Origin of the sequence: Janthinobacterium sp. SUN073 (assembly GCF_030397665.1) — a bacterium.
In the GTDB taxonomy this organism is placed as follows: Bacteria; Pseudomonadota; Gammaproteobacteria; order Burkholderiales; family Burkholderiaceae_D; genus Janthinobacterium.
The window spans coordinates 1,127,275-1,152,103 of record NZ_JAPUBT010000001.1 but is presented as its reverse complement, the minus strand read 5'-3'; the positions used below and the strand labels follow the sequence as shown (position 1 = coordinate 1,152,103).

Annotated in this window: 25 protein-coding genes; 13 read left to right on the top strand and 12 right to left on the bottom strand. The window is 64.2% G+C overall.

What is annotated here, in order from left to right:
- Window positions 1–136 precede the first annotated feature (136 nt).
- On the top strand, window positions 137–787 hold the full coding sequence (locus O0882_RS05215) for a VTT domain-containing protein (RefSeq protein WP_289945898.1): 651 nt from the start codon (window positions 137–139) through the stop codon (window positions 785–787).
- A 97-nt stretch (window positions 788–884) separates the two neighbouring features.
- Here O0882_RS05215 and O0882_RS05210 read toward each other — a convergent pair whose 3' ends face one another.
- A complete protein-coding gene (locus tag O0882_RS05210) occupies window positions 885–1,076 on the bottom strand; it encodes a hypothetical protein (RefSeq protein WP_289946896.1) in 192 nt (63 codons plus the stop codon).
- Between O0882_RS05210 and O0882_RS05205 the strand changes: the two genes are divergently transcribed.
- The gene (locus tag O0882_RS05205; RefSeq protein ID WP_289945897.1) at window positions 994–1,983 is read left to right on the top strand and encodes a carbonic anhydrase family protein; all 990 of its coding nucleotides are present in this window, start codon (window positions 994–996) and stop codon (window positions 1,981–1,983) included. The genes O0882_RS05210 and O0882_RS05205 overlap by 83 nt on opposite strands.
- On the opposite strand, the gene O0882_RS05200 is transcribed toward O0882_RS05205, so the two are convergent.
- Genes O0882_RS05200 through tsaE form a run of 3 tightly spaced genes read right to left on the bottom strand, consistent with a single transcriptional unit; the run spans window position 1,980 to window position 4,679 of the window.
- On the bottom strand, window positions 1,980–2,816 hold the full coding sequence (locus O0882_RS05200) for a D-hexose-6-phosphate mutarotase (protein ID WP_289945896.1): 837 nt from the start codon (window positions 2,814–2,816) through the stop codon (window positions 1,980–1,982). The genes O0882_RS05205 and O0882_RS05200 overlap by 4 nt on opposite strands.
- A 13-nt stretch (window positions 2,817–2,829) precedes the next feature.
- Window positions 2,830–4,227 (bottom strand): N-acetylmuramoyl-L-alanine amidase, encoded by a 1,398-nt coding sequence (locus tag O0882_RS05195; protein ID WP_289945894.1) that lies wholly within the window; start codon window positions 4,225–4,227, stop codon window positions 2,830–2,832.
- Window positions 4,191–4,679: a tRNA (adenosine(37)-N6)-threonylcarbamoyltransferase complex ATPase subunit type 1 TsaE gene (gene tsaE / locus O0882_RS05190; protein ID WP_289945891.1), complete on the bottom strand. Its 489-nt coding sequence runs from the start codon at window positions 4,677–4,679 to the stop codon at window positions 4,191–4,193. Before tsaE ends, O0882_RS05195 begins: the two co-directional genes overlap by 37 nt.
- Before the next feature lie 78 nt (window positions 4,680–4,757).
- Here tsaE and queG point away from each other — a divergent pair, with 78 nt between their 5' ends.
- The gene (gene queG, locus O0882_RS05185) at window positions 4,758–5,849 is read left to right on the top strand and encodes a tRNA epoxyqueuosine(34) reductase QueG (protein WP_289945888.1); all 1,092 of its coding nucleotides are present in this window, start codon (window positions 4,758–4,760) and stop codon (window positions 5,847–5,849) included.
- Window positions 5,850–5,856: 7 nt separating this feature from the next.
- Here the strand turns inward: queG and O0882_RS05180 are convergent, their stop codons facing one another.
- Window positions 5,857–6,234, bottom strand: a complete 378-nt coding sequence (locus O0882_RS05180; protein WP_289945885.1) for a DUF3052 family protein — start codon at window positions 6,232–6,234, stop codon at window positions 5,857–5,859.
- A 113-nt stretch (window positions 6,235–6,347) separates the two neighbouring features.
- Between O0882_RS05180 and O0882_RS05175 the strand changes: the two genes are divergently transcribed.
- Together O0882_RS05175 and O0882_RS05170 are read left to right on the top strand one after the other, a co-directional pair.
- Window positions 6,348–6,983 (top strand): PadR family transcriptional regulator, encoded by a 636-nt coding sequence (locus O0882_RS05175; RefSeq protein ID WP_289945883.1) that lies wholly within the window; start codon window positions 6,348–6,350, stop codon window positions 6,981–6,983.
- A gap of 22 nt (window positions 6,984–7,005) precedes the next feature.
- Window positions 7,006–7,833: a siderophore-interacting protein gene (locus tag O0882_RS05170; protein ID WP_289945882.1), complete on the top strand. Its 828-nt coding sequence runs from the start codon at window positions 7,006–7,008 to the stop codon at window positions 7,831–7,833.
- A gap of 82 nt (window positions 7,834–7,915) precedes the next feature.
- On the opposite strand, the gene O0882_RS05165 is transcribed toward O0882_RS05170, so the two are convergent.
- Together O0882_RS05165 and O0882_RS05160 are read right to left on the bottom strand one after the other, a co-directional pair.
- Complete coding sequence (locus tag O0882_RS05165) at window positions 7,916–8,500, bottom strand: response regulator (protein ID WP_289945880.1); 585 nt, start codon at window positions 8,498–8,500, stop codon at window positions 7,916–7,918.
- Between the two features lie 32 nt (window positions 8,501–8,532).
- A complete protein-coding gene (locus O0882_RS05160; protein WP_289945877.1) occupies window positions 8,533–10,545 on the bottom strand; it encodes a PAS domain S-box protein in 2,013 nt (670 codons plus the stop codon).
- A 130-nt stretch (window positions 10,546–10,675) separates the two neighbouring features.
- Here O0882_RS05160 and O0882_RS05155 point away from each other — a divergent pair, with 130 nt between their 5' ends.
- The 6 genes from O0882_RS05155 (at window position 10,676) to O0882_RS05130 (ending at window position 15,766) form a co-directional block, all read left to right on the top strand.
- Entirely contained in the window at window positions 10,676–11,674 is a 999-nt protein-coding gene (locus O0882_RS05155; RefSeq protein ID WP_289945875.1) for a TRAP transporter substrate-binding protein, read from the top strand.
- A 115-nt stretch (window positions 11,675–11,789) separates the two neighbouring features.
- Window positions 11,790–12,362: a TRAP transporter small permease gene (locus O0882_RS05150; protein ID WP_071075592.1), complete on the top strand. Its 573-nt coding sequence runs from the start codon at window positions 11,790–11,792 to the stop codon at window positions 12,360–12,362.
- The gene (locus O0882_RS05145) at window positions 12,359–13,639 is read left to right on the top strand and encodes a TRAP transporter large permease subunit (RefSeq protein ID WP_289945872.1); all 1,281 of its coding nucleotides are present in this window, start codon (window positions 12,359–12,361) and stop codon (window positions 13,637–13,639) included. Before O0882_RS05150 ends, O0882_RS05145 begins: the two co-directional genes overlap by 4 nt.
- Before the next feature lie 425 nt (window positions 13,640–14,064).
- Entirely contained in the window at window positions 14,065–14,565 is a 501-nt protein-coding gene (locus O0882_RS05140; RefSeq protein WP_289945871.1) for a methylated-DNA--[protein]-cysteine S-methyltransferase, read from the top strand.
- A complete protein-coding gene (xerD, locus tag O0882_RS05135) occupies window positions 14,565–15,479 on the top strand; it encodes a site-specific tyrosine recombinase XerD (protein WP_289946837.1) in 915 nt (304 codons plus the stop codon). The genes O0882_RS05140 and xerD overlap by 1 nt, the downstream gene beginning before the upstream one ends.
- Before the next feature lie 80 nt (window positions 15,480–15,559).
- Window positions 15,560–15,766 (top strand): hypothetical protein, encoded by a 207-nt coding sequence (locus O0882_RS05130; RefSeq protein WP_289945869.1) that lies wholly within the window; start codon window positions 15,560–15,562, stop codon window positions 15,764–15,766.
- A 69-nt stretch (window positions 15,767–15,835) separates the two neighbouring features.
- Here the strand turns inward: O0882_RS05130 and O0882_RS05125 are convergent, their stop codons facing one another.
- Genes O0882_RS05125 through O0882_RS05115 form a run of 3 tightly spaced genes read right to left on the bottom strand, consistent with a single transcriptional unit; the run spans window position 15,836 to window position 21,321 of the window.
- Window positions 15,836–17,113 carry a TolC family protein gene (locus O0882_RS05125; RefSeq protein WP_289945867.1) on the bottom strand — a complete coding sequence of 426 codons (1,278 nt, stop codon included), beginning with the start codon at window positions 17,111–17,113 and terminating at the stop codon, window positions 15,836–15,838.
- Window positions 17,100–20,204: a CusA/CzcA family heavy metal efflux RND transporter gene (locus tag O0882_RS05120; protein WP_289945865.1), complete on the bottom strand. Its 3,105-nt coding sequence runs from the start codon at window positions 20,202–20,204 to the stop codon at window positions 17,100–17,102. Before O0882_RS05120 ends, O0882_RS05125 begins: the two co-directional genes overlap by 14 nt.
- Complete coding sequence (locus O0882_RS05115) at window positions 20,197–21,321, bottom strand: efflux RND transporter periplasmic adaptor subunit (protein WP_289945862.1); 1,125 nt, start codon at window positions 21,319–21,321, stop codon at window positions 20,197–20,199. The genes O0882_RS05120 and O0882_RS05115 overlap by 8 nt, the downstream gene beginning before the upstream one ends.
- A 228-nt stretch (window positions 21,322–21,549) precedes the next feature.
- Here O0882_RS05115 and O0882_RS05110 point away from each other — a divergent pair, with 228 nt between their 5' ends.
- Together O0882_RS05110 and O0882_RS05105 are read left to right on the top strand one after the other, a co-directional pair.
- Window positions 21,550–22,230 carry a response regulator transcription factor gene (locus tag O0882_RS05110; protein WP_289945859.1) on the top strand — a complete coding sequence of 227 codons (681 nt, stop codon included), beginning with the start codon at window positions 21,550–21,552 and terminating at the stop codon, window positions 22,228–22,230.
- Window positions 22,223–23,620, top strand: a complete 1,398-nt coding sequence (locus O0882_RS05105; protein WP_289945857.1) for an ATP-binding protein — start codon at window positions 22,223–22,225, stop codon at window positions 23,618–23,620. The genes O0882_RS05110 and O0882_RS05105 overlap by 8 nt, the downstream gene beginning before the upstream one ends.
- Here O0882_RS05105 and O0882_RS05100 read toward each other — a convergent pair.
- Window positions 23,612–23,923, bottom strand: coding sequence for a hypothetical protein (locus O0882_RS05100; RefSeq protein ID WP_289945855.1), 312 nt, complete (start codon window positions 23,921–23,923; stop codon window positions 23,612–23,614). The two genes, O0882_RS05105 and O0882_RS05100, sit on opposite strands and share 9 nt — an antisense overlap.
- Entirely contained in the window at window positions 23,923–24,642 is a 720-nt protein-coding gene (locus O0882_RS05095) for an MgtC/SapB family protein (RefSeq protein ID WP_289946835.1), read from the bottom strand. The genes O0882_RS05100 and O0882_RS05095 overlap by 1 nt, the downstream gene beginning before the upstream one ends.
- Window positions 24,643–24,829 lie beyond the last annotated feature (187 nt).

Genomic DNA, 24,829 nt, shown 5'->3' with positions numbered 1-24,829 from the left:
GCGTTTCCTTAACCTTTACTTAAATTGCCACACGCGCAAGGGCAGCACATAATTAATCCTGAAATATCGGGCAGGGGACTGCCGTTGCGCTGGCCGGGTGGTGTATGATTCCGCCGCTACCTTTAGGGAAAAATATATGGATTTTGTGCAATTCCTCGACATGATCGTGCATGTCGACAAGACGCTGGGTCTCTTGATCGAGCAGTACGGTACCCTCGTGTATGCCGTGCTGTTTGCCATTATTTTTTGCGAGACAGGCCTCGTGGTGCTGTTCTTCTTCCCTGGGGATACCTTGTTATTTATCGCCGGCGCGTTTTGCGCGACGGGACAGATGCACCTGGGCTTGCTGATTGCCTTGCTGGTGACGGCCGCCGTCACGGGCAACACGCTCAATTACTGGATAGGCGAGGCCATCGGGCAAAGGGTGTTTACCCATGATTACCGCTGGATCAACAAGGATGCCATGCGCCGTACGCATGAATTCTTTGAAAAGCATGGCGGCAAGACCATCATCCTGGCCCGTTTCGTGCCGGTGGTGCGCACCTTCGCGCCGTTCGTGGCCGGCATTTCCGACATGACGCATGCGCGCTTCCAGATGTACAACGTGACGGGCGCCCTGTTATGGGTGATCGGTCTGGTGACGGCGGGCTACTTCTTCGGCAATATCCCGTGGATCCGCGACCACCTGACCTTGATCGTGCTGATCGGTGTCGGTGCCGCCGTGGTGCCGGTGGTACTGGGCGGCATGTGGAAACTCTACAAGCGCATGGTCGGCAAGTCGGCTTGACGCTCCGTCGATCCAGGGCAAGCACGCTGCGGCGCCGTCCGCAGCTGGCCCTGGATTAATTTTCTTCTCCGCATTTCTGTTTTACTCCCCCACTGATTCAAGTTTTGTTGCTTTCCAGCCGTAAACCAGAGGGTATTCTCACTTTCTGGATTTCCATGCGACATTTGAGCGCCCTGTTAGCTTGCAGCCTTGCCGCGATGGCGGTCATGGCAAGCGCCAAAGATGCCCCCGCTGCGGCGAGCGCCAGCGCATCCGCGCCCATGTCGGCGTCGGCGCGCGCGGCCGCCATGAAAACCCTGACCGAATCGGTGAAGGGCAAGGAGGGCAAGGAGGTCAAGGCGTCTGTCGTCGTCGCGCCCACGGCGCGCGAGAAGGAAGAAGCGGCGGAAGTCGACCTGTCCGAACGTATCGCGGCGCGCCTGGCGGAAATGCGCGCCACCCAGGCGGCCCGCGCCGCCGCCCGCGCCAAGCGCGCCGCGGTGGTGAAAGCGGCGCCACCACCACCTCCTCCCGTGGCGCGCGGCACGCACTGGTCGTACGAGGGCGACAGCGGCCCGGCCAACTGGAGCAAGATCAATGTCGACTGGGCCAAGTGCGGCAATGGCAGCCGCCAGTCGCCGATCGATATCCGCGATGGCATGAAAGTGGAACTCGAGCAGATCAGCTTTGACTACCACCCGTCATCGTTCAATGTGGTCGACAATGGCCACACGGTGCAGGTGGGCGTGAGTGGCGGCAATTACATCACGGTGCAGAACCGCATGTTCGAGCTGCAGCAATTCCATTTCCACCGCCCGTCCGAAGAGCGCATCAATGGCAAGGCGTTTGAAATGGTGGTGCACCTGGTGCACCGCGATGCGGAAGGCCGGCTGGCCGTGCTGGCCCTGCTGCTGGAACGCGGTGCGCCGCAAGCGACCATTCAGACGGTGTGGAATAACCTGCCGCTGGAAAAATTCGAGACCATGCAACCGACCATCCTGCTCGATCCGGCCGAGATGCTGCCGGCGCGGCGCGATTACTACACGTATATGGGGTCGCTGACTTCGCCGCCATGCAGCGAGGGCGTGCTGTGGCTGGTGATGAAGCAGCCGGTGCAGGCGTCGCCGGCGCAGATGGCGTTGTTCAGCCGCTTGTATCCCTTGAATGCGCGCCCGGTGCAACCTGCCAGCGGACGCATCATCAAAGAATCAAATTAAATAAATTCAAGGTGCTGGCGGCCGGTCCATTCCGCCCCGGCAGCGAGCATATCGGGCTGGATCAGCGCCGGCTCGATGCAGATGAAGCGCTGGTATTCGTCGTCGGCCAGGTCGGGCAGGGCGGCCGCGTCTTGCGCGCCGGGGTTCCACACGACGGCATCCGTAAAACCCTGCTGCTCCAGGCGCAGGGTGTGGCTGCCAGACTGCAGGTGCAAGGCGCCCGGCAGCTGGTAGTAGATGCGGTCCAGCTTGTCCGCGAATTGCAGCAACTCTTCCGCCTGCAAGGCATCTTGCGGCGTCTCGTCCGAATAGCGCACGCGCTGCAGGCCTTTGACGCGCGCCTCGCTCAATTGATCGATCGCAAAATAACTGTGCAGGGCGGCCGAGAACGGGAACGCCTGCTCGCCCGTGTTGTGCACGGACAGCTGCAGTTCCAGCGACCGTGCCTTGACGGCCACGCGCAGGCGCAGGGTGAAGGCGCAGGGCCAGGTGGTGGCGATTGCGTCCGGCAGGTCCGTGTGGTGCAGGATGAATTGCGCCCAGGCGGCACCATCGGCGTCGCCGGTCGATTCCAGCTGCCAGGTCGCCACGCGCGCAAAGCCGTGGCGCATGCCCGTGCCGCGCGCGCCGAACTGGGGAAAGATCACAGGTACGCCACCGCGGATGGCGCGGCTGCCGTCGAGGGCGGAATCTCGGCTGTAGAACAGGCGCTCCTGGCCATCGCTGGTCTTCCAGGAGACCAAGTGGCCGCCATATAAAGTCAGCGTCGCCTGCGCGCCATCGGCGGCGCGGATGGTCACGGCAGGCAACTGGCCAAAAGTACTCTTGTTCATGCGGGTGTCCATGTCAGGTCAGACGGCTTTTCGCCAGCGGCGGATTCTTGGCAAAGTAATTCTTGATGCCCGTGACGATGGCGTCGGCCATCTGGTCCTGGTAGCCATTGTCGGTCAGCTTGGCTTCTTCTTCCGGATTCGAGATGAAGGCCGTCTCGATCAGGATGGAAGGGATATCCGGCGCTTTGAGCACGGCGAAGCCGGCCTGCTCGACGGAGCCCTTGTGCAGGCGGTTGATGCCGCCGATTTCGCGCAGCACGGCCTTGCCCAGCTTCATGCTGTCGTTGATCTGCGCCGTCGTCGACAGGTCGAGCAGGACGCTGGCCAGTTGCTTGTCGTGGTTCTTTACGTTCACGCCGCCGATCAGGTCGGCCTGGTTTTCCTTGTTGGCCAGCCAGCGCGCAGCCGTCGAGGTGGCGCCCTTTTCGGACAGCACGAAGACGGACGAGCCGCGCGCCGTCGGCTGGATGAACGCGTCGGCGTGGATCGAGACGAACAGGTCGGCCTGCACCTTGCGCGCCTTTTCCACGCGCATGCCCAGCGGGACAAAGAAATCGGCGTCGCGCGTGAGCATGACGCGCATGTTCGGCTGCAGTTCCAGCTTGGTCTTGAGGCGCTTGGCAATGGCCAGTACCACGTCTTTTTCGCGGCTGCCGCGGCTGCCCATGGCGCCTGGATCTTCGCCGCCGTGGCCGGGGTCGAGCGCGATGGTAATCATGCGCACCACTTTCTGGCCCGGCAGGGGGCGCGCTTCGGGGCGCTGTTCCGGGCGGAGTTCGGGCACGGGCGGCACGATGGTCGCCACCGGCGGTGCGATGGCCACGGGCGGCTTGCCGCTGTCGGGCAGGGGCAGCGCGGGTGGCGGCGTATGCGTGCCGGCCATCGGTGGCTTGGCCGGGTCGCTCGACCAGTCGCCCTTTTCGATCATCTGCGCGATCAGGTCCGGCTCGTGTACGGGATACAGGTCGAAGATCAGGCGGTGGTTGTAGGAGCCGGCCGGCGGCAGGGTAAACAGCTGCGGCGTGACTTCCTCTTTCAGGTCGAACACCAGGCGCACCACGTTGGGCCGGTTCTGGCCCACGCGCACCTGCTTGATGTACGGGTCGTTCGACTGGATCTTCGCCACCAGGCCTTTCAAGGTGGGATTGAGCTCCAGTCCTTCGATGTCGACCACCAGCCGTTCCGGGTCCTTGACGATGAAGTGGGTCGCCTTCAGGATGCTGTCGTTTTCCAGGGTGACGCGCGTGTAGTCCTCGGCCGGCCAGACGCGCACGGCGAGAATTTGCGCCGCCATCGCCGACATGGGCGCGAACACGGACAACAGCAGGGTGCCGCCGGCCTTCAGTACCGTGCGCCGGGTGATGGGCGAGGAGATCAAAGGTTCGGGGCGAATTTGAGACGGTGAAGGCATGACAGACCCAATTCAGAAGACGCTTGCAATTCTACATCACGTCCTGACCCCGCAACGTTCAAATAAATATTCAGGTCGGCCGGCGGCAGCACCGGTTCGGCTTTCTCGGGCCATTCGACGATGCAGATATTACGGCCGTCGAAGTCTTCGCGAAAACCGGCATCGAGAAATTCCTCGGCGCTGCCCATGCGGTACAGGTCGAAGTGGATGACGTTGACGCTCTGGCCGTCGAGCTGCACCGTGTATGGTTCGGACAGCGTATAAGTGGGGCTTTTCACGTGGCCCGCATGGCCGGCCGCATGCAGCAGGGCACGCGTGAGGGCCGTTTTGCCGGCACCCAGGTCGCCGTGCAGGTAGATCGCCAGGCCGGGCGCCAGCGCGCGCGCCAGCGCGGCGCCCAGCGCGGCGGTGCCGGCTTCGTCGTGGAGGTGGGCTTTGAAGTGTTCGGTCATGATCTTCGGTATCGCATAAAATGGAGGCTGCTGTCATTGTAACCGCCCACGCGCCTGCCGTTTTCCGTAAAGTCCCCTATGTCCGCCACCATCACCGATCTCGCCGTCCTGGCGCGCACCATCAAAGAATGGGGGCGCGAGCTCGGTTTTGCCGAGGTGCGCATCGCCGACGTGGACTTGTCGCACATGGAAGCGCCCTTGCAAGCCTGGCTCGATGCAGGGTATCACGGCGAAATGGATTACATGGCCAGCCACGGCATGAAGCGCGCGCGCCCGGCCGAACTGGTGCCGGGCACGGTGCGCGCCATCAGCGCGCGCATGAATTATCTGCCGCCGGCGCTGGGTCCCGACTGGCGCGCCCACGAAGCGGCGCGCGACGCCGATCCGTCGGCGGCCGTCATTTCCGTGTATGCGCGGGGGCGCGACTATCACAAGGTGATGCGTTCGCGCCTGCAGCAGCTGGCCGAGCGCATCAAGGACGAGATCGGCGACTTCGGCTACCGCGTCTTCAGCGATTCGGCGCCCGTGATGGAAGTCGAGCTGGCGCAAAAAGGGGGCTTGGGCTGGCGCGGCAAGCACACCTTGCTGATCAACCGCCAGGGTGGCTCCTTCTTCTTCCTCGGCGAGATCCTCATCGACGTGCCGCTGCCCGTCGACCCGCCGGAAACGCCACGCTGTGGCCAGTGCTCGGCGTGCATCACGGTGTGCCCCACGCAGGCCATCCTGGGGCCGTACCAGCTCGACGCGCGCCGCTGCATCTCCTACCTGACCATCGAATTGAAGGGCGCCATTCCCGTCGAGATGCGCCCCTTGATCGGCAACAAGGTGTACGGCTGCGACGATTGCCAGACCGTCTGCCCGTGGAACAAGTTCGCCCAGCGCGCCGTCGTGCCCGACTTCGACGAGCGCCACAGCCTGGGCAGCGCCGGCATGGTGGAGCTGTTCGCCTGGACGGAAGAGGAATTCAGCCGCCGCATGGAAGGCAGCGCGATCCGCCGTATCGGCCACGAACGCTGGCTGCGCAACCTGGCCGTCGGCATGGGCAACGCGGCCGCCAAGGCCAGGGGGCAGGCCGATATCGTCGCGGCCTTGCTGTCGCGCCGCGAGCACCCGTCGGCCATCGTGCGCGAGCACGTCGAATGGGCGCTGGCGCTGCACGGCGTCGCCTGACCTGCGTTTAGCCTTGTTTCAGGCGCAGCGCCGACCAGGCGGCGTCGATGGCGACCATCGCCACGCTGTCGAGCCCTATTGTTTGCGCAAAACTGCGGATATCGTCGCGCTGGATGTCGCTGCCCGCCTTCGCGCCGCCCTTGCGGTACGCCACCCATAGCGCGCCGCCGGGCGCCAGGCGCGCCTGCGCCATCGGCAGATACTGCTCCAGTTCCGCGCGGCTGCGCGCGAACAGCAATAGCCAGTCGGCATTTTCACCGTCCCGTACCAGCCGCTCCGCAGGCAACTGCGCCAGCAATTCCCCATGCTCGCTGCCGTCATTGAGTACGGCCAGGGCCTTGGCATTTTTCACATACATCTTCTCAAAGGCGTTTTTGTCAGGCATGGCATGAGCGTGTGGAGTGGGAAAAGAAGAGCATAACAAATTTCTCCTTGACTTATCGATGTATCGTTATAAAATTACGATACCTACTAACGATATATCTTTAAAGAGAAAACATGAGAAACTCACACCACGCAGAACACGGCCATTGCGGCCACCACCACCATCACGGCGAACACCGCCACGAATACTTCATGCATGGCCGTGGCCCGCGCGGCTTCGACGAGCGCGGCGACGGCATGGGCCATGGCGGTCCCGGTGGCCCCGGTGGACGAGGGCGCGGTGAGCGGGCCGAGCGCGTCTTCGGCCGCGGCGACCTGCCGCTGATCGTGCTGGCGCTGATCGAAATCAGCCCCCGCCACGGCTATGAAATCATCAAGGCCATCGAAGAGCGTTGCGGCGGCGCCTACGCCCCCAGCCCGGGCGCCGTGTATCCGACCCTGACCTTGCTGGAGGAGCAGGACCACGTGACGTCCTCCGAAAGCGCCAGCGGCAAGAAGCTCTATACGATCACGGACCTGGGGCGCGCTTATCTCGACGAGAACCGCGCCCAGGTGGACGGCATCCTGGCCCGCCTCGACATGTTCGCCCGCGTCCAGGCGAAAAACGCCTTGCCCGAGCGCGTGCACCAGGCCATGCACACCCTCAAGCATGCGCTGTTGCTGAACAAGAGCAACTGGAGCGAGGCGGAAGCCGAGCGCGTGTCCGCCGTGCTGGAACAGGCGGCGAACGCCATCGTCGACGGCCACTGAGCCAACTTTACAAGGATAAGCAATGACTACCGCATCACCAGCAACACCACGCCCGCACGCCATCGAGCGCGTGCGGCATGACTTGAAACTGCGCGTGCTCACCGTCGTGCGCACCGAGCAACTGACGCCGCACATGCGCCGCATCACGCTGGCCGGCGACGACCTGGACGGCTTTGTCTCGCCAGCGCACGACGATCACGTGAAACTGTTCTTCCCCGCCCCGGGCGAGACTACCCCCGTGCTTCCCATGCTGGGCAACGGCGCCAACCCGATCCAGTACGCGGAAGGCGCGCGTCCCATCGCCCGCAACTACACGCCGCGCCGTTATGACGCCGAACGGCGCGAGCTGGAAATCGATTTCGTGCTGCATGGCGACGGGCCTGCATCGCTGTGGGCGGCGCAAGCCGTGCCCGGCCAGACCCTGGGCGTGGGCGGACCGCGCGGCTCGATGCTGGTGCCGTTCGATTTTGACTGGTATGTGCTGGTGGGCGACCAGACGGCCTTGCCGGCGATTGCCCGCCGCCTGGAGCAGCTGCCGGCCACGGCGCGGGCCATTGCCGTGATCGAAATCGTCGAAGACGGCGAACAGATCGCGCTCGAGTGCGCGGCGCAGCTGGACGTGCGCTGGGTGGCGCGCAATGGCCGCAAGGGGCCGCTGTTGCTGGAAGAATTGGCGCAGGTCGCCTTGCCGCGGGATGGCGATGGCTACGTGTGGGTCGCGTGCGAGCATGCGCAGGTGCAGGGCTTGCGCGGGCACTTTATTGACGCCGGGGTGCCGAAGCAGCATCTGCATGTGGCCAGCTATTGGAAGCATGGCGTGGAAGAGCACCATGAGCACCATGACAACTGATTAAAGCCGGGGTCAGACCCCCTCATGCGTCGACGTATGATATTACGTCGACGCGTTTGAGGGTCTGACCCCAGATTTCAACTTACTTCAACAACCCCGCCAGCTCCACCGCCGTCTTGACCTGCATTTTGTCGAAGATATGCGCGCGGTGGACTTCCACGGTGCGCATGCTGATGCCCAGCTTGTCGGCCACCACCTTGTTCATCTTGCCCGCCAAAATCAGGTCCAGCACTTCGCGTTCGCGCGTCGACAGGGTAGCCAGGCGCGCGTGCACGGCGGCCAGTTCGCCCGCCTGGCGCGAATTGGCCAGGCCCTGCTGCACGCGGTCCATCAGGTCGTTGTCGTTGAACGGCTTTTCAAAGAAATCGAAGGCACCCCGTTTCAGGCTGTCGACGGCCATCGGCACGTCGCCGTGGCCGGTGAGGAAAATCACCGGCAGGCGCGCCGTCAGGTCGCGCTTGACCAGCTGGTCGAACAGGGCAATGCCGTTCATGTCGGGCATGCGCACGTCGAGCAGCACGCAGTCGCCGGCGGCGTCGAAACTGCCGTCGAGGCTATCGAGGAATTGCTGGGCGCTGGCGTAGATGCGCGCGTCGATGCTGCGCGAGGCGGCCAGCCAGGACAGCGAGTCGCGTACGACCTCTTCGTCGTCGATGATGTGTAGCATGGTGTCTCCGGCTCGTCGTTATTGGTTATCGGTTAGTGCTTGGTGCGCGGCGCGGCCGGCACGCTGAATGTAAAGATCGTACCGCCAGCGGGGTTGGCGCCGAAGGTCAGCGCGCCGCCGTGAAATTCAATGGCGGTGCGGCAGATGTTCAGGCCCATGCCCATGCCTTCGGACTTGGTCGAGAAAAACGGCGAAAACAGCCGCTCGGCCACGTCTTGGGGAATGCCATGGCCATGGTCGATCACGTCCACCGTCACCATGCCCTGCCGCGCATCGTGGCTGGCCCGCAGGCGCATGATACGCCGTCCGGGCGCCGCGTCCTGCATCGCCTCGATGGCGTTGCGTGTCAGGTTCAGCAGTACTTGTTCGATCATCACGGGGTCGGCGCGCAGCAGCGGCAGGTCCGGCGGCAGCTCTTCCTGGATGGTGACATAGTATTTGCGTGCCTGCAGGTCGATCAGCGCGCGGATGCCGTCGATCAGGGTGCGGATGGCGATATCCTGGCGCTGCGGTTCGCTCTTGCGCACGAAATCATGCACGCTGCGGATGATCTGGCCGGCCCGCTGCGCCTGCGCGCCGGCCTGCTCCAGCGCCGGCTTCAGGGTGTTCGGATCGATGGGCGCGTCATGCTCGATGGCGCGGCGGATCAGGTTCAGCGCGCCCGTGGTGTAGCTGGAGATGGCCGCCAGCGGCTGGTTCAGTTCATGCGCCAGCATCGAGGCCAGCTCGCCCATGGTGGCCAGGCGCGAACTCGTCTGCAGTTTTTCCTGCTGCTGGCGATTCAGTTCCTCGACCCGCTTGCGGTCCGAAATGTCGAGCACGGAACCCATCCAGCCGGTCTGCTTGCCGTTCTTGTCCACCAGCGGCGCTTCGAAGATCAGCACGGCCACGCGCGTGCCGTCGGGGCGCTGGAAATAGGTTTCGAACTGCGGCGTGGGATTGCCGGCCAGCGCCTTGACGAAGCGTTGCTGGTATTCCTCCAGTGCTTCCGGCACCCAGTAGGGCATGGGTGGCAAACGGCCCAGGATTTCCTCGGCCGGATAACCGACGATCTGGCAGAACGCTGGATTCACATACGTGACGCGGCCTTCCAGGTCGCGCGCGCGCATGCCCGTCACCAGCGAGTTTTCCATCGCCGTGCGAAACAGCATCTGCTGGCGCAGCGCCCCTTCGGCCACCAGGCGGCGCGAAATATGCCGCCACAGGGCCAGCAAGCTCCACAGCAAACCCAGCGACAGGGCGATGACGGAGCCGACCAGCAGATTGGGCAGCAGCTTGGGCTGGCTTTTCACGCTGTCGGTAAACAGGGTGATGCTGGCGCCGGGCACGTCGAGCGCGCGCTTGTGCGTGTACACGCCGTGGCCGGGACCGGCGGCGGCGCGCCGCGCCAGCACCTTGTCGTCGCGGTCGATCAGCGAAATCTGGTTATCCTGGGCGAACCACCACGGCACCATTTCATCGAGCAGGCTGCTGATCTGGTAGGTGGCCACCAGGCTGCCCACATAGCGCTGGCCATCGAACAGGGGCTGGTGGTAATCCATCAGCATGGCGCCCGGCGGCGCGTCGGGAAAGCCGCTTTGCTGCGAGGGCTGGGCATACTGCCCCCGGTGCAGGCGGCGCGCATTGTCGGCCGCCGTCAGCGAGGCCGGTGAAAACGCCAGCGCGTGCGGCAGGCTGTTGTCGCTGCTGGCCAGCACCTTGCCGCCCGTGTCGAGCCACAGCACGCGCTGTAATTCGCGGCCATTGCGCAGCATCTGCTGCAGCCGTTCGTGCACTTTTTCCGCGCTCAGCGAGGCGCTGGCGATGTCCACGCCCAGGTTGAACAGGCTTTCCTCGTTGCGCGCCAGCTGGAAGCGGATGGTTTGCTCCACCCACAGCGTGTCGGCGATCAGCTGCTCCTGGCGCTCGTTGCTTTCCATCTGGCGCGCCTGCCAGGGCAGCCAGAACAGGATGGACAGGAACAGCAGCAGCAGGATGACGGGCAGCAGCCAGCGCATCGGGCTCGATAGCTTGAAGCGGCGTGCAAGGGTGGGGGGAGTCGGCATGGCTGGCAGGGTAGCGGCTTATCGGGAGCCGGCTATTGTGGTTAACCACAATAGCCGGGACAGTTTCTTTGGCACAATATCCAAGTAGACAAATAACAAAGTTTTTAAAAAAACCACTCAGGAGACAAGAATGCAGATGAAAACCATGTTCGTCGCGCTGTGCGCGGCCATCGGCGCCACCGCCGGCGTCCACGCTTACGCGCAAGCCCCCATCGTCATCAAGTTCAGCCACGTCGTGGCGACCGACACGCCGAAAGGCCAGGCCGCCGAGCGCTTCAAGCAACTGGCCGAGAAAGCCACGAATGGCAAGGTCAAGGTCGAACTGTACCCGAACAGCCAGCTGTACAAGGACAAGGAAGAACTCGAAGCGCTGCAGCTGGGCGCCGTGCAGATGCTGGCGCCGTCGCTGGCCAAGTTCGGCCCGCTGGGCGTGAAGGAATTCGAAGCGTTCGACCTGCCTTACATCTTCCCCACCAAGACGGCGCTGTACAACGTCACCGAAGGCGAAATCGGCAAGAGCCTGCTGAAAAAACTGGAACCCAAGGGTATCACGGGCCTGGCTTACTGGGACAATGGCTTCAAGGTGATGTCGGCCAACAAGCCACTGCACAATCCGGCCGACTTCAAGGGCCTGAAGATGCGCATCCAGTCGTCGAAGGTACTCGACGCGCAAATGCGCGCGCTGGGCGCCAACCCGCAGGTGCTGGCCTTCTCAGAAGTGTATCAGGCGCTGCAGACGGGCGTGGTCGACGGCACGGAAAATCCGCCATCGAATATGTACACGCAAAAGATGCATGAAGTGCAAAAGCACGTGACCGTGTCGAACCACGGCTACCTGGGCTATGCCGTCATCGTCAACAAGAAATTCTGGGATGGCTTGCCGCCCGAGATCCGCACGCAGCTGGAAAAAGCCATGCGCGAGGCGACCACGTTTGAAAAAGCCATCGCCCAGCGCGACAACGACCAGGCCCTCGAGGCCATCAAGAAAGCGGGCAAGACGCAGATCTATACCTTGACGGTGCAGGAACAAGCCGAGTGGCGCAAGGCCCTGGCGCCCGTGCAGAAGGCCATGGAAGGGCGCATCGGCAAGGATCTGATCTCGGCCATCAACAAGGAAAGCGCGAAGTAATCGCGCTGGCCGCGCCACCCGGCGCGGCTGGCAGGGACATCCTGTCTTTCTGTAGCAACGGCACCTGCGCGTCCTGCGCGGGTGCCAGCGTACCCGCATTCTTTGAAAGTCCACCATGAAATTTCTGGATCACCTGGAAGAGTGGCTGATCGCGTCCCTGATGGGCGCAGCCACCTTCATCATCTTCGTCGCGGTCGTGCACCGCTACCTGGCAGGCTTGCCGATACCGGTCGTGCAGGACTTCCTGATTCAAATCAATACCAGCTGGGCCCAGGAACTGTGCATCTACATGTTCGTCTGGATGGCCAAGTTCGGCGCCGCATATGGCGTGCGCACGGGCATCCACGTAGGCGTCGACGTCTTGATCAACCGCATGAACCCGCGCTGGCGCGACCGTTTCATCGTCTTCGGCCTGGGTGCCGGCGCCCTGTTTACGGGCATCGTCGGTACCCTGGGCGCCAGCTTCGTATGGTCGATCGGCCACACGGACCAGACTTCGGCCGACATGGAAGTGCCGATGTGGCTGGTTTACCTGGCCGTACCGCTGGGTTCCTACCTGATGTGCTTCCGCTTCCTGCAAGTGATGGTGCATTTCATCAAGACGGGCGCCTTGCCCAAACACGACCACTCGCACGTCGAGGGGCTGGAAGAGGAATTGACGGCGGAAGAAAAAGGAGCCAAGGCATGAACGCACTGATCATTTTTGTGTTGCTGCTGGCGCTGATGCTGACCGGCATGCCGATTTCCATTTCGCTGGGCCTGACGGTACTGACGTTCCTGTTCACCATGACCAGCGTGCCCATCGAATCGGTGGCCCTGAAGATTTTCACGGGCATCGAGAAGTTCGAAATCATGGCCATCCCCTTCTTCATTTTGGCGGGCAACTTCCTCACGCATGGCGGGGTGGCGCGGCGCATGATCAACTTCGCCAGCTCCATGGTGGGCCACTGGCATGGCGGCCTGGCGCTGGCCGGCGTGATGGCCTGCGCGCTGTTTGCCGCCGTCTCCGGCTCCAGCCCCGCCACCGTCGTGGCCATCGGTTCCATCATCCTGCCGGCCATGGTCAAGCAGGGCTATCCACGCGGCTTCGGCGCTGGCGTCATCACCACCTCGGGCGCGCTGGGCATTTTGATACCGCCATCGATCGTGATGGTGATGTATTCCGTCAGCACCAACACTTCGGTGGGCAAGCTGTTCATGGCGGGCGTGATTCCCGGCATGATGCTGGCCATGCTGCTGGGCCTGACCACGTGGTTTTTGGCGCGCAAGAACAACTATCCACGCATGAAAAAAGCCAGCTGGGGCGAGCGCTTCGTCACGTTCAAGAAGAGCGCCTGGGGCCTGCTGCTGATCGTCATCGTCATGGGCGGCATCTACTCGGGCGCCTTCACGCCGACGGAAGCGGCCGCCATGGCTGCCGTGTACGCCTTCATCATCGCTGTCTTCGTCTACAAGGACTTGAAGATCAAGCAAGTGGGCAAGGTCTTGCTCGATTCGGCCGCCATGTCGGCGATGTTGTTGTACATCATCACCAATGCCGTGCTGTTTTCGTTCCTGATGACCAGCGAAAACATACCGCAAGCGATGGCCGAATGGATCACGGGCAAGGGCCTGGGCGTGATCAGCTTCCTGCTGGTAGTCAACGTGTTGTTGTTGTTGGCCGGTAACGTCATGGAGCCGTCGTCGATCGTGCTGATCATGGCGCCGATTTTGTTCCCCGTCGCCATGAAGCTGGGCATCGATCCTGTGCACTTCGGCATCTTGATCGTGGTCAATATGGAGGTCGGCATGTGCCATCCGCCCGTGGGCCTGAACCTGTACGTGGCGTCCGGCATCACCAAGATGGGCATCTCGGAGCTGACCGTGGCCGTGATGCCATGGCTGCTGACGATGCTGGCCTTCCTGGGCCTGATTACCTACGTACCACAAATCTCGCTGTGGCTGCCAAATTTAATTTACAACTAAAACAGTTGTCCCCGTCATGCTGCAAAAAAAGTCGATCCGGCCGAATAAATGCGCTATGATGGGCAGCCTTAAGGGGAAACACGTATATGCTTATACGCCCTGGTAGCAAGGCTGAAAGACAGAATTGGTAACAAGGTTGGTGGGGGAGTGGTCTATAAAAACGGTATTGATACCGGGGATATATTGAGGAGACACACGTTTCACAGAAGTTGTTGAGTCATCGCTGTCTGCCGCCACAAGTCGGCACCGGCGGACCCAAACGACCGGGAACGTGAAGCAATATTTGAAGCGCACCGACTGGTGCGCTTTTTTTTCGTGCGCGGGAAACGTCCGCCCACCTGTCCGAAGACGGTGCATAATCGCCAGACTGCACCATGGTGTACCTGCAGGTTGTATATTTGCCACACTTGAAGAATGATCAGCAGATGAAAAAACAACAGGGAAGTGAACTGTTCAGTGCCATCGTGGCCGCGCCGTTCGGCGCCATGGGCGTGCGCGTGCAGGACGGCCAGTTGCGCGAACTGGTCTACCTGCCGCCGCACTTCGCCGAAATGGCGGCGCAGGATGCCGCCTCCGAACGGGCCTGTCAGCAATTGGCGCGCTATTTCCGCGACCCTGATTATGTCTTTGACTTGCCGCTGGCCGAACTGGGCAGCGCCTACCAGCAACGCGTATGGGCGGCGATTGCGGGCATCCCGCGCGGCCAGGTGCGCACGTATGGCGATGTGGCGCGGTTCATCGGCTCGGCGCCGCGCGCCGTGGGTCAGGCCTGCGGCGCCAACTGGTATCCCGTGGTCATACCCTGCCACCGGGTCACGGCTGCTGGCGGCCTGGGCGGCTTTGCCCATCATGACGATGCCACGGGATTCCACCTGGGCGTGAAGCGCTGGCTGCTGGCGCATGAAGGCGTGGCGGCTTACCTATGATGAACAGCCTGCTGGCGCCAGACAACGCCACCTTGATCGATGAATTCTGCGATAGCCTGTGGCTGGAAGATGGTTTGTCGAAAAACTCGCTGGATGCCTACCGGCGCGACATGCGTTTGTTTTCGCGCTGGCTGGAAGTGGCGCGGCCCGGGCGCGAGGGCCTGTACGAGGTGTCCACGGCCGATATCGAAGCGTATTTCGCCGCCCGCCACGACGAGAGCAAGGCGACGTCATCGAACCGGCGTCTGTCCGTGCTCAAGCGTTTTTACCAGCTGGCCTTGCGGCACAAGCATATCGCGGCTGACCCGTGCCTGAAGATGGTCTCGGCCAAGCAGCCCGCGCGCTTCGTGCATACCCTGAGCGAAGCGCAGGTGGAAGCGCTGCTGGCGGCGCCCGACGTGAGCACGCCGCTGGGCCTGCGCGAGCGCACCATGCTGGAACTCATGTATGCGAGCGGCTTGCGCGTGTCGGAACTGGTGGATTTGAAATCCGTGGAGCTGAGCCTGAACGATGGCGTGCTGCGCATCACGGGCAAGGGCAGCAAGACGCGCCTGGTGCCGTTCGGTGAGCAGGCGCGGCTGTGGATCGAGCGCTACCTGAAGGAAGCGCGCGGTATTATCCTCGACGGGCAGATGGACGATGCGCTGTTCGTCACGCGGCGCGGGGGCGCCATGACGCGGCAAATGTTCTGGGTCATCATCAAGAAACATGCGCTGAACGCGGGCCTCACGGCGCCGCTGTCGCCGCACACCCTGCGCCACGCGTTCGCCACCCATTTGCTGAACCATGGCGCGGACTTGCGTGTTGTGCAATTGTTACTGGGGCACTCCGATATCTCCACCACGCAGATTTACACGCATGTGGCCCGTGAACGGCTGAAACTGCTGCATGCGCAGCATCATCCGCGAGGCTAAACATTTGGTGTTTGGTCCAATTACGTCATAATGTGCCTTATGTGCTTATCTGTAACATCTAAAAACTAAAGAGGTAGTAAATGGCCAAGACAAATTTCCAATACGAAAAACGGCAAAAAGAGCTGGAAAAGAAGAAGAAAGCCGAGGAAAAAGCCAGGCGCAAGCTGGAAGCGAAAAACAATCCCAAGGCTGCCGATGGCAGCGAGGGCGATGAGCCGGAAGCGGACGACGCCGACGTTGACGCTGATCCGGCCGCCGAAGGCGACGCTCCCGCCCAGCCGCAGTAATTGCCCGTTCCTGATGACCGGTGCGGCATTGCCGCGCCGGCATCTCTTCGTTCTACCTTCCCCCTTCCGCTATAAGCGCGGCCGCTGGCCGATGGCCAGTTGCAGCTGTGTGCTGGCGATGGCCACGTCGGCGCGCGCCTGCAGATAGCCCTGCCAGGCGTCGTCGGCCGAGTGCTGCGCGGCCAGCCATTCCAGCAGCGAGGCATTACCGCTGAAGTAGGACAGGCGGATGCCGTCAACGACCTTTTGCGCATCGAGCAGCACGCCGTCGCGGTAGCGCGCCAGTCGTTCCTGCGCCGTGCGCAGATGCAGCTGCGCCGCGCGCACGTCCGTTTCGGCTTTCAACTCGGCCTGGCGCAAGGCCAGTATCGCTTGCGTGACGCCGGCCTCGGCCTGCACCACGTCGCCCTTGTCGCGCCGCGACAGCGGGATGGGGATGGCCAGCGAGATGGACAGCGCGCGCGAACGGGGCGACCCTTCCACCGCTTCGCCATGGGCATCGATGCCGTCGTGGTAGCCGCGCACGGCGGAGAGGCCCAGCGTCACGGTGGGATCGACGGAGCGGTTGGCGCGCACCAGTGCCGCACCATCGCGCAGATTGTCCAAGGTGGCGCGGGCGATGCGCACGTCGCTGCGTTCGCGCAGCGCCTGCGGCACGAGGGTGCCGGTGTCGCCGCCCGCAAAGGCGGTGAAGTCGCAGGCCAGCTGCGCGTCGGGAAACAGCGCATCGAGCTGGCGGCCCAGCGGCGGCGACAGTTCCAGCATGGCGCCCTGCGCCTCGCTGCGTGCCTGCGCCAGTTCGGCCTGGAACTGGTCGCGTTCCACGCGCGACTGCAGCAGCTCGATGCCGCCCACGTCGCCTGCCTTGCGCCGCACCACGTTCGCCTCGACCACTTTCGACAGGGCCGCCATGGTGTGCTCCTTGCGCACCAGTACCTCGCGCGTGCGGCACGCTTCCGTATAGGCTGCCGCCGCAGTGGCGTACAGTTCGCTCCTGAAGCCGGCCACCGTTTCCTCGGCGACGGTGACATTGCTGCGCGCCGCTTTCAGGCGCGCGGCGCGCTTGCCGCCCGTCTCGATGGCCATGCTGATGGCCGGCGTCCAGGTGATGGGACGGCGTTCGATCGAACGCGGCGTTTCGCGCGCGGCGCCCAGGGTCAATTCCGGATCGGGGCGCAGGCCGGCGATGCCGATGCCGGCCCTGGCTGAGCCGATGCTCTCGTTTTGCGCTTTCAGCTCCAGGCTGTGCGTTTCCACGGCGCTCAGGTAGGTGTCGAAGGTCAGGGGCGCGGCGGTGATGGCGGGCGAGATCAGCCAGGCCGCCAGGATCAAGTTAAAGCGTGTCATGCGATGCTCCATCAATGTGGTTACGGCGTTGTTCCAGATGCGCCTCGATCAGGTAATACAGGGCCGGCAACAGCAGCAGGGTCAGGGCGGTGGCCGTCACCAGGCCGCCCACCACCACCGTGGCCAGCGGGCGCTGCACGTCGCTGCCCAGGCCGGTGGCCAGCATGGCTGGCGTCAGGCCCAGCGCGGCCACGGTGGCCGTCATCAGCACGGGGCGCATGCGGTCGCGCGCGCCTTCGAGCACGGCGTCGCGCAAGCTCTTGCCTTCTTCACTGCGCAAGCGGTTGATCTGCGCCAGCATCAGCACGGCGTTCAGCACGGCCACGCCGAACAGGGCGATGAAGCCGACGGCGCTCGATACGTTCAGTGTCATGCCGCGCAGGTGCAGCGCGGCCAGGCCGCCCAGCATGGCCAGCGGCACGGCCAGCAAGACCAGGGCCGGCTGGCGCAGGTTGCGGAACTGGCCGAACAGCAGCAGGAACATGGCGCCCAGGGTCATCGGCAAGATGATGGCCAGGCGGCTTTGCGCGCGCTGCAGGTTCTCGAACTGGCCGCCCCATTCGACGCCGATGCGCTGGTGCTCGTCGGCGACGGTCCTGGCCACAAGCGGGCGCGCTTCGGCCAGGAAACCGGCCAGGTCGCGTCCGCGGGCGTTCAGGCGCACGATGATGTGGCGCCGTCCCATTTCGCGCACGATTACGCTTTCGCCCGAGGTGGTGCCGATCTGTGCCACCTGCGCCAGCGGCACCTTGGCGCCGTTGGCGGCCGTCAGCATCAGTTTGGCGATGGCGTCCGGACTGGAACGCACCTCGGCGGGGAAGCGCACGGCGATGTCGTAGCTCTTCTCTCCCACGTACACCTGGCCGATGGGCGCGCCGCCGATACCGGTGGAAATCAGGTCGGCCACGTCGGCCGCGTTGATGCCGTAGCGGGCCGCCTTTGCCCTGTCCAGCTCCACCTTCAGGTTGGGCAGCGGCGGCTCCACGTCCACCGCCACGTCGGAGGCGCCATGGACTGTTTTCAGCGCTTGCGCCACCCTGCCGGCGATGCCGCGCACTTCGTCGAGGTCGTCGCCGAAGATCTTCACCGTCAGGTCGCTGTGCGCGCCCGACAATTTATCCTGCACGCCGTCGATCATCGGTTGCATGAAGGCCACCGTGTAGCCGGGCATGCGGGCGAAGCGCTCGCTCATTTTGGCGATCAGCTGCTGCTTGTTCATGCCCGACTTCCAGCTTTTATAGGGATGCAGGCCCACGCTGGCCTCGATGTGCGACGGCGTCCAGTAATCAGTGCCGTCGTCATTGCGCCCCGTTTGCGTGACGATGGTCGACACTTCTGGAAATTCCAGCGCGGCGCGGCGCAGTTCGCTGGCCATCTCGGATGCCTTGTCCAGGGTGATCCCGGGCGGCATCTGCACTTGCAGCCACAGCGAGCCTTCATCGAGATAGGGCAGGAAGTCGCGCCCGATGTTGCCGCCCAGCAGGGCCAGCCCTGCCAGCGAGGCGGCGCAGACGGCGGCCACCCAGCGCTTCTTGCCCACCATGCGCTCGAGGAAGCGGCCATATGCTGCCGCCAGCTGTTCCAGCACGCGGTTATGGAAGGTGCGGCGCGGCTTGCGCAAGGCCAGCCAGGCCAGGCCCGGAATCAGCACCAGCGCCACCACCAGCGCCCCCACGAGTGCCGCGCCGACCGCATACGCCATGGGCGAGAACAGCTTGTATTCGATGCGCTGGAAGGCGAACAGGGGCAGGTAGGCGGCGATGATGACGGCCATGCCGAACATGATGGGGCGCGCTACCTGCAGGGTTGCCTCGATCGCGTCATGGATGGTGAGCGGCCGCTCCTGCTCGCGCTCGCGACGGCGCAGCATGTTTTCCAGCACCACCACGGAGCCGTCGACGAGGATGCCGAAGTCGATCGCGCCCAGCGACAGCAGGTTGGCGGGAATTTTAAAATGGTGCATGAAGATGAAGGCGATCAGCAGGGCCAGCGGAATCGTCAGCGCCACGATGGCGGCCGCGCGCGGGCTGCCCAGGAACAGCAGCAGCACCAGGGCGACCAGCAGCATGCCTTCGCCCAAGGTAAATCCCACCGTGTGCAGGGTGGCGTCGATCAGCGAGCTGCGATCCAGGTAGGCGACCACCTTGACGTCTTTCGGCAGCAGATTGTTATTCAAGTCGTCCACGGCCGCATGGATGCCCGCCAGCGCCTCGGAGGGATTGAAATCCTTCAGTAGCAGGGTAATGCCCTCGATGGTGTCGGGATTGTTGTCCTTGCCGAGGATGCCGCGCCGCTCCACGTTGCCGTAGGCGAGCTTGCCCAGGTCCTTCACCAGCACGGGCACGCCATTCTTGCTGCTGACGACCACGTTGCCCATGTCGTCGAGCGAGTGCAGCAAGCCCACGCCGCGCACCACGTACGATTGCTGGCCGCGGTCGATGACGCTGCCGCCGCCGCTGATGTTGTTGGCATTGATGGCGTCCTTGACCTGCGCCAGCGAGAAACCGTAGCTGTCCAGTTTTGCGGGATCGAGTTCCAGCATGAATTGCGTGGTGAGACCGCCGAAATTGCTGACGTCGGCCACGCCGCGTACTTTTTGCAGGCGCGGGATGACCGTCCAGAACTGCAGCTCCGACAGTTCGCGCAGGGAGCGTGTTTTTGACTCCAGCGTGTAGCGGTAGATCTCGCCTGTGGGCGAAGTGTAGGGGTCGAGCCCCGGCTTGGCTTCATAGGGCAGGTTCACGCCGGCCAACCGCTCCTGCAGCCGCTCGCGCGTGAAGTAGCCGTCGCTGCCGTCCTCGAACACGACCGTGATCAGCGACAGCGCGAACAGGCTGCGCGTGCGCAGCACATGCATGCCGGGCGTGCCCAGCAAGGCGCGTTCCAGCGGTATCGTGATCTGCTGCTCGATTTCCTCGGCGCCCAGGCCCGGCACCTGCGTGACGATCTGCGAGGTGACGTCGGCGATGTCGGGATAGGCTTCGATGGGCAGCTGCTTCCAGCAATAGACGCCGTACAGGGTCACGCACAACAGTACCAGCCAGACGATGCCGCGCCGCTGGCAGCAGGTGGCGATGAAACGATCAACCATTGAGCAGCACTCCTTCCTTGACGACGATGCGTTCGCCCGCCTTCAGGCCGGAGACGATTTCCACCTGGCCGCCCCGGCTGGCGCCCACCTGCACCACGCGCGCCTCGAAACGCAGCGGGCCGCGTTCGACCATCACGCGCGTCACCAGACCGCTTTGCAGTAGCGCCGCCGCAGGCACCATCAGGCCGCGCCGGGTAGTGCCGGCGAAACCTGCGTGGGCGAACATGCCCGGCTTGAAAATGCCGGTGCGGTTGTCGATGGCCACGCGTACCTTGACGGTGCGCGTCTCGCTATCGAGCACGGCGCCCACATAGGCGACCTTGCCCTCAAAATCTTTGCCGGGCCAGGCGTCGAGCGTGATGCGGGCCGTCTGGCCGACGGCCACCTGCGCCAGATCCCTTTCGGCCACGTTGGCCGACAGCCACACGGTGGACAGGTCGGCCACCGTCATGACGGGCGCGTTGATATCGTTCCAGTAGCCGCCTTGGGCGCCGCTCATCTCGATCACGGTGCCGGCGATCGGCGAGCGCAGGACGTAGTCGCGGCGCGAGCCGCCGGCGCTGGCGCCGTACTGGGCCAGCTTGTCGGCGCTGGCATGCGCATCGCTGTTGGCCTGGTCGAAGGCCGCCTGGGCAGCCTCGTAATCCTTGTGCGCGGCAATCTCCGCCTCGAACAGGGTTTTCTGGCGCTGCAGTTCCTGGCGCGCCTGCAGCAGGGCGGACTTCGCCTTGCTATCGTCCGCGTGCGCGGCGCTCAGCTCCGCCGAATCCAGGGTGAACAGGGCATCGCCGGCCTTGACGCTGTCGCCCAGGGCGCGCTGCAGGCGCGTAATGCGCCCCGACAGGGGCGGCGTGATTTTCACCAGCTTTTCCGGCATGGCTTCGATGCTGCCCGGCGCATCGGTCTGCGTGGCGATATCCTGTTCTTCGGCCGGCGCGATCTGCAGGCGCTGGCGCAGTGGCGACGCTTTCGGCACCGTGATGGTGCCGTCGTCCTGCTGCGTCGATTGGACGGGCGGCGTGGCCGCCGCCGTCGGTTTGGCGCAGCCGGCCAGGGCCGAGCAGGCGAGAGCGAGGGCGCAGCTGGCGCCCAGGGCGTTGCGGGTGGTCGTGTTCATCCCGTGTTTCCTTGTTATTGATGGTGATGGGGCATGCGTGGATGCCGTGCCCAGGCGGGCGGTCAGAGGGGAGCGCGGGCAGCGATATGACAGCGCCGGAAAAGCATAGCAATGTCGTCCTGAAGAAGCTCCCAAGAACGCCTGAATCATTCTTCAGGTTCGGTCGCGCCAGGGCCTGGCGCGTTAAAATGCACGTATGGAAAACATAGGGCTCGATGAAAGGCAGGCATGAGAATCCTCTTGGTGGAAGATGATCGCAAGGCGGCGCGCCTGCTGGCGCGGGGCTTGCAGGAAGAGGGCTTCGTCGTCGACGTGGTGCACAGCGCCGAAGAGGGCGAGGACGAAAGCTATGCCGTCGCTTACGACTTGATCGTGCTCGACTGGATGTTGCCGGGCAAACAGGGCATCGACTTTTGCCGCGATTTGCGCGCGCGCGCCATCCAGACGCCCGTGCTGATGCTGACCGCGCGCGACGCCACAGCCGACCGCGTGGCGGGCCTGAACACGGGCGCCGACGATTACCTGACCAAACCGTTCGAGTTCGAGGAACTGCTGGCGCGCATCCGCGCGCTGCTGCGCCGCTCCGACATCAGCCGCCCGCTGGTGCTGGCGCTGGCCGACCTGACGCTCGATCCCGTCAGCCACCAGGCGACGCGGGCCGGTGCGCCGCTGGTGCTCACACCCAAGGAATATGCGATTCTGTTGATTCTGCTGCGCCAGGCGGGCGAGGTGGTCAGCCGCGCGCGCCTGGCCGAGCAGATCTGGCAGGCGGACCTGATCGGCATCGACAACCTGATCGACGTCCACGTGCGCAATTTGCGCGGCAAGGTCGATGCGCCCGGCTTGCCGCAATTGATACACACGGTACGCGGGCGCGGTTTCCGCCTGGCGGACAACAACGGTGGCTAGCTTCCGCAAGCGCCTGCTGCGGGTGCACCTGGCTGTCATCCTGGCCATCGTCGCCTGTACCGCGCTGGCTGGCTATTGGGGCCTGTCGCGCGCCGTGCATGGTCAACTCGATGCGGCCCTGCTGGCGCTGGCCGAGACGGAAATGGCCATGCTGCCGGCTGCGCCGCGCCAGCCCGTGCAGGTGCACGAGGTGGCGTCGGGCCTGGCGCCGCCGTCATTGATGCGGCTCGACCGCCTGGTGCAGATCATCGATGGCGAAGGCCGCGTGCTGGCGCGCAGCCGTAACCTGGAGGCGGCGCAGCTGCCGGCGTCACCGATTCTGCTGGCGCGCCTGGCGGCTGGCGAGACTGTCTTCGAAACCCTGCCCAAGTTCGGCGAGGAGCCGCTGCGCATGGTGTCTCTGCCCGTGTCGTCTTCCGGCGCGCGCCTGACGGTGCAGGTGGCCGGTTCGCTCGATGACGTCAACCATGTGCTGGCCGCGGCCACCGTGCTGTTTGGCGCCATGGCGCTGGCCTTGCTGGGCGCCGTCGGGCTGGCTGGCGAAATGCTCACGCGTCGCGTGCTGGGCGCCATCGATGATGTGGTGCGGCAGGCGCATTCGATAGGCGAAGCCAGCCTGCACCAGCGCCTGCCCCATCCCGGCACGCCCGATGAAATCGGCCGCCTGGTCGATACCCTGAACGCCATGCTGGAGCGCCTGGAACACGGCTATGACGCGCAGCGCCGCTTCACGGCAGACGCCTCGCATGAATTGCGCTCGCCCCTGTCGCGCCTGCGCACGGAAATCGAAATCACCCTGCGCCGGCCGCGCGACACGCCCGAGTATGTCGATGCGCTGGCGTCCTGCCTCGATGAAGTGCAGCGCCTGACGACCCTGGTGGAAGAACTCTTGATGCTGACGCGCCTGGACGTGGGCCAGGAGCGCAATGCCGTGGAAACCATCGCACTCAATCCGCTCGTGCAGGCGGCCGCGCAGCGCCTGGAAAAGGCGGCAGCGCAGCGCGGCATTCGCATCGTCTTCGATGCAGGCGTGGCCGTGCACGCGCGGGTGGCGGCCGGCCCGGTGGACCTGGTGCTGGCCAATCTGCTCGATAACGCCGTGAAGTTTTCACCGCCCGGAAGCAGCATCAGCGTGCATGTGGCGCGCGAGGGCGAGCATGTGCTGGTGGGTGTGAGCGATGCGGGACCGGGCATCGGCGTGGAAGACTTGCCGCATCTGTTCGAACGCTTTTACCGTGGCGCCCAGGCGCGCGCGGGCGAGGCGCCCGGCTTTGGCCTGGGCCTGGCCCTGTCGCAAGCGATCGTGCACGCATACGGCGGCAGTATCGAGGCGCAGAACCGTCCGGAAGGCGGCGCGCTGTTCCTCCTGCGCCTGCCCGCTTCAAGCTGAGGGGGCCACGCCTTCCCAGCGCACTTGCCGTACTTGCGGCCAGGCGCCCGCGCGGTTGACGAAGCGCACCAGTACGGCGCGCTGCACGGCCTGGCACAGCACCGTGGCGATCAGCCGCACCACTTGCCGGGCATCGTCCCAGCTGCGCAGCATTTGCGACGGGGCCAGGCCGGCGCCCTTGAGTTCGGCCAGCAGCAGGCGCACGACGTGGTCCGCTTGTGCGGCGGGGCAGGTGACGGTCAGGCGGTAGGTGGCGACGGCCGGCCCCCGTTGTACGAACCACAGCATCCATTTTTTCATCATCACACTCCCCGCTCGGCGACAAATTCCGCGTTATTCACCAGCGCCCAGCGCACGGCCGAGACGCTGCCTTCCAGGCTGACCTGGCTGACGATCTGCTCCAGCAATCCCAGACAGGACAAGGGCGTGAGCAGGTCGGCGCGCACTTCGATGCGTCCCGCCTGTGCCGCGTCTTCGCTGTGCAGGGATTGCAGCATCAGCGCCGGCATGCCGCTGATCAAGCGCAGCATCAGCTTGCGCACCTGCACTTCCTGCTCCGCCTCGCACACGGCCGTCACGCGGTAGATGCTTTCCGTCTCGATGCCCGCCTCGCTGCCGTGGGCATTGATGCGTTGCGCCAGGTGGCGCAGCACCAGGTTGGCGACCAGCACGAAGCCCGTGCCGATGGCCGCTTCCAATGCAAAACCGAGTCCGCACAGCACGCCGATGGCGGCCGAGCACCACAGGGTGGCGGCCGTGTTCAGGCCGCGCACCGTCATCCCTTCGCGCATGATGACGCCGGCGCCAAGGAATCCAATGCCCGAGACCACCTGCGCGGCGATGCGCATGTGGCCGGCGCTATCGCCTTCGAGCACGGAGACCATCACGAACAGCGAGGCGCCGACGGACACCAGCGCGTTCGTGCGCAAGCCCGCCATGCGCTGGCGCAGCTGGCGTTCGGCGCCGATCATGGCGCCCAGGGTCAATGCCGCGGCAACGCGCAGCGCAAAATCAAATACCACCATCAGTTTCTCCCGGCTGGGAAGGAACAGGCGAGTGCAAGGGCGAAGACAATTCGCCCCGAAAGGGGGCAGCAGACGATAACGGTGGAACGATGAGGAGGGAAGTGGCGGCGAATGTGCATCGCCGCTGGTAAAACCGCACCTTGCCATGGGCCAGGCGGGCGGAGTGCGCGCGTCTTGCCTAAGG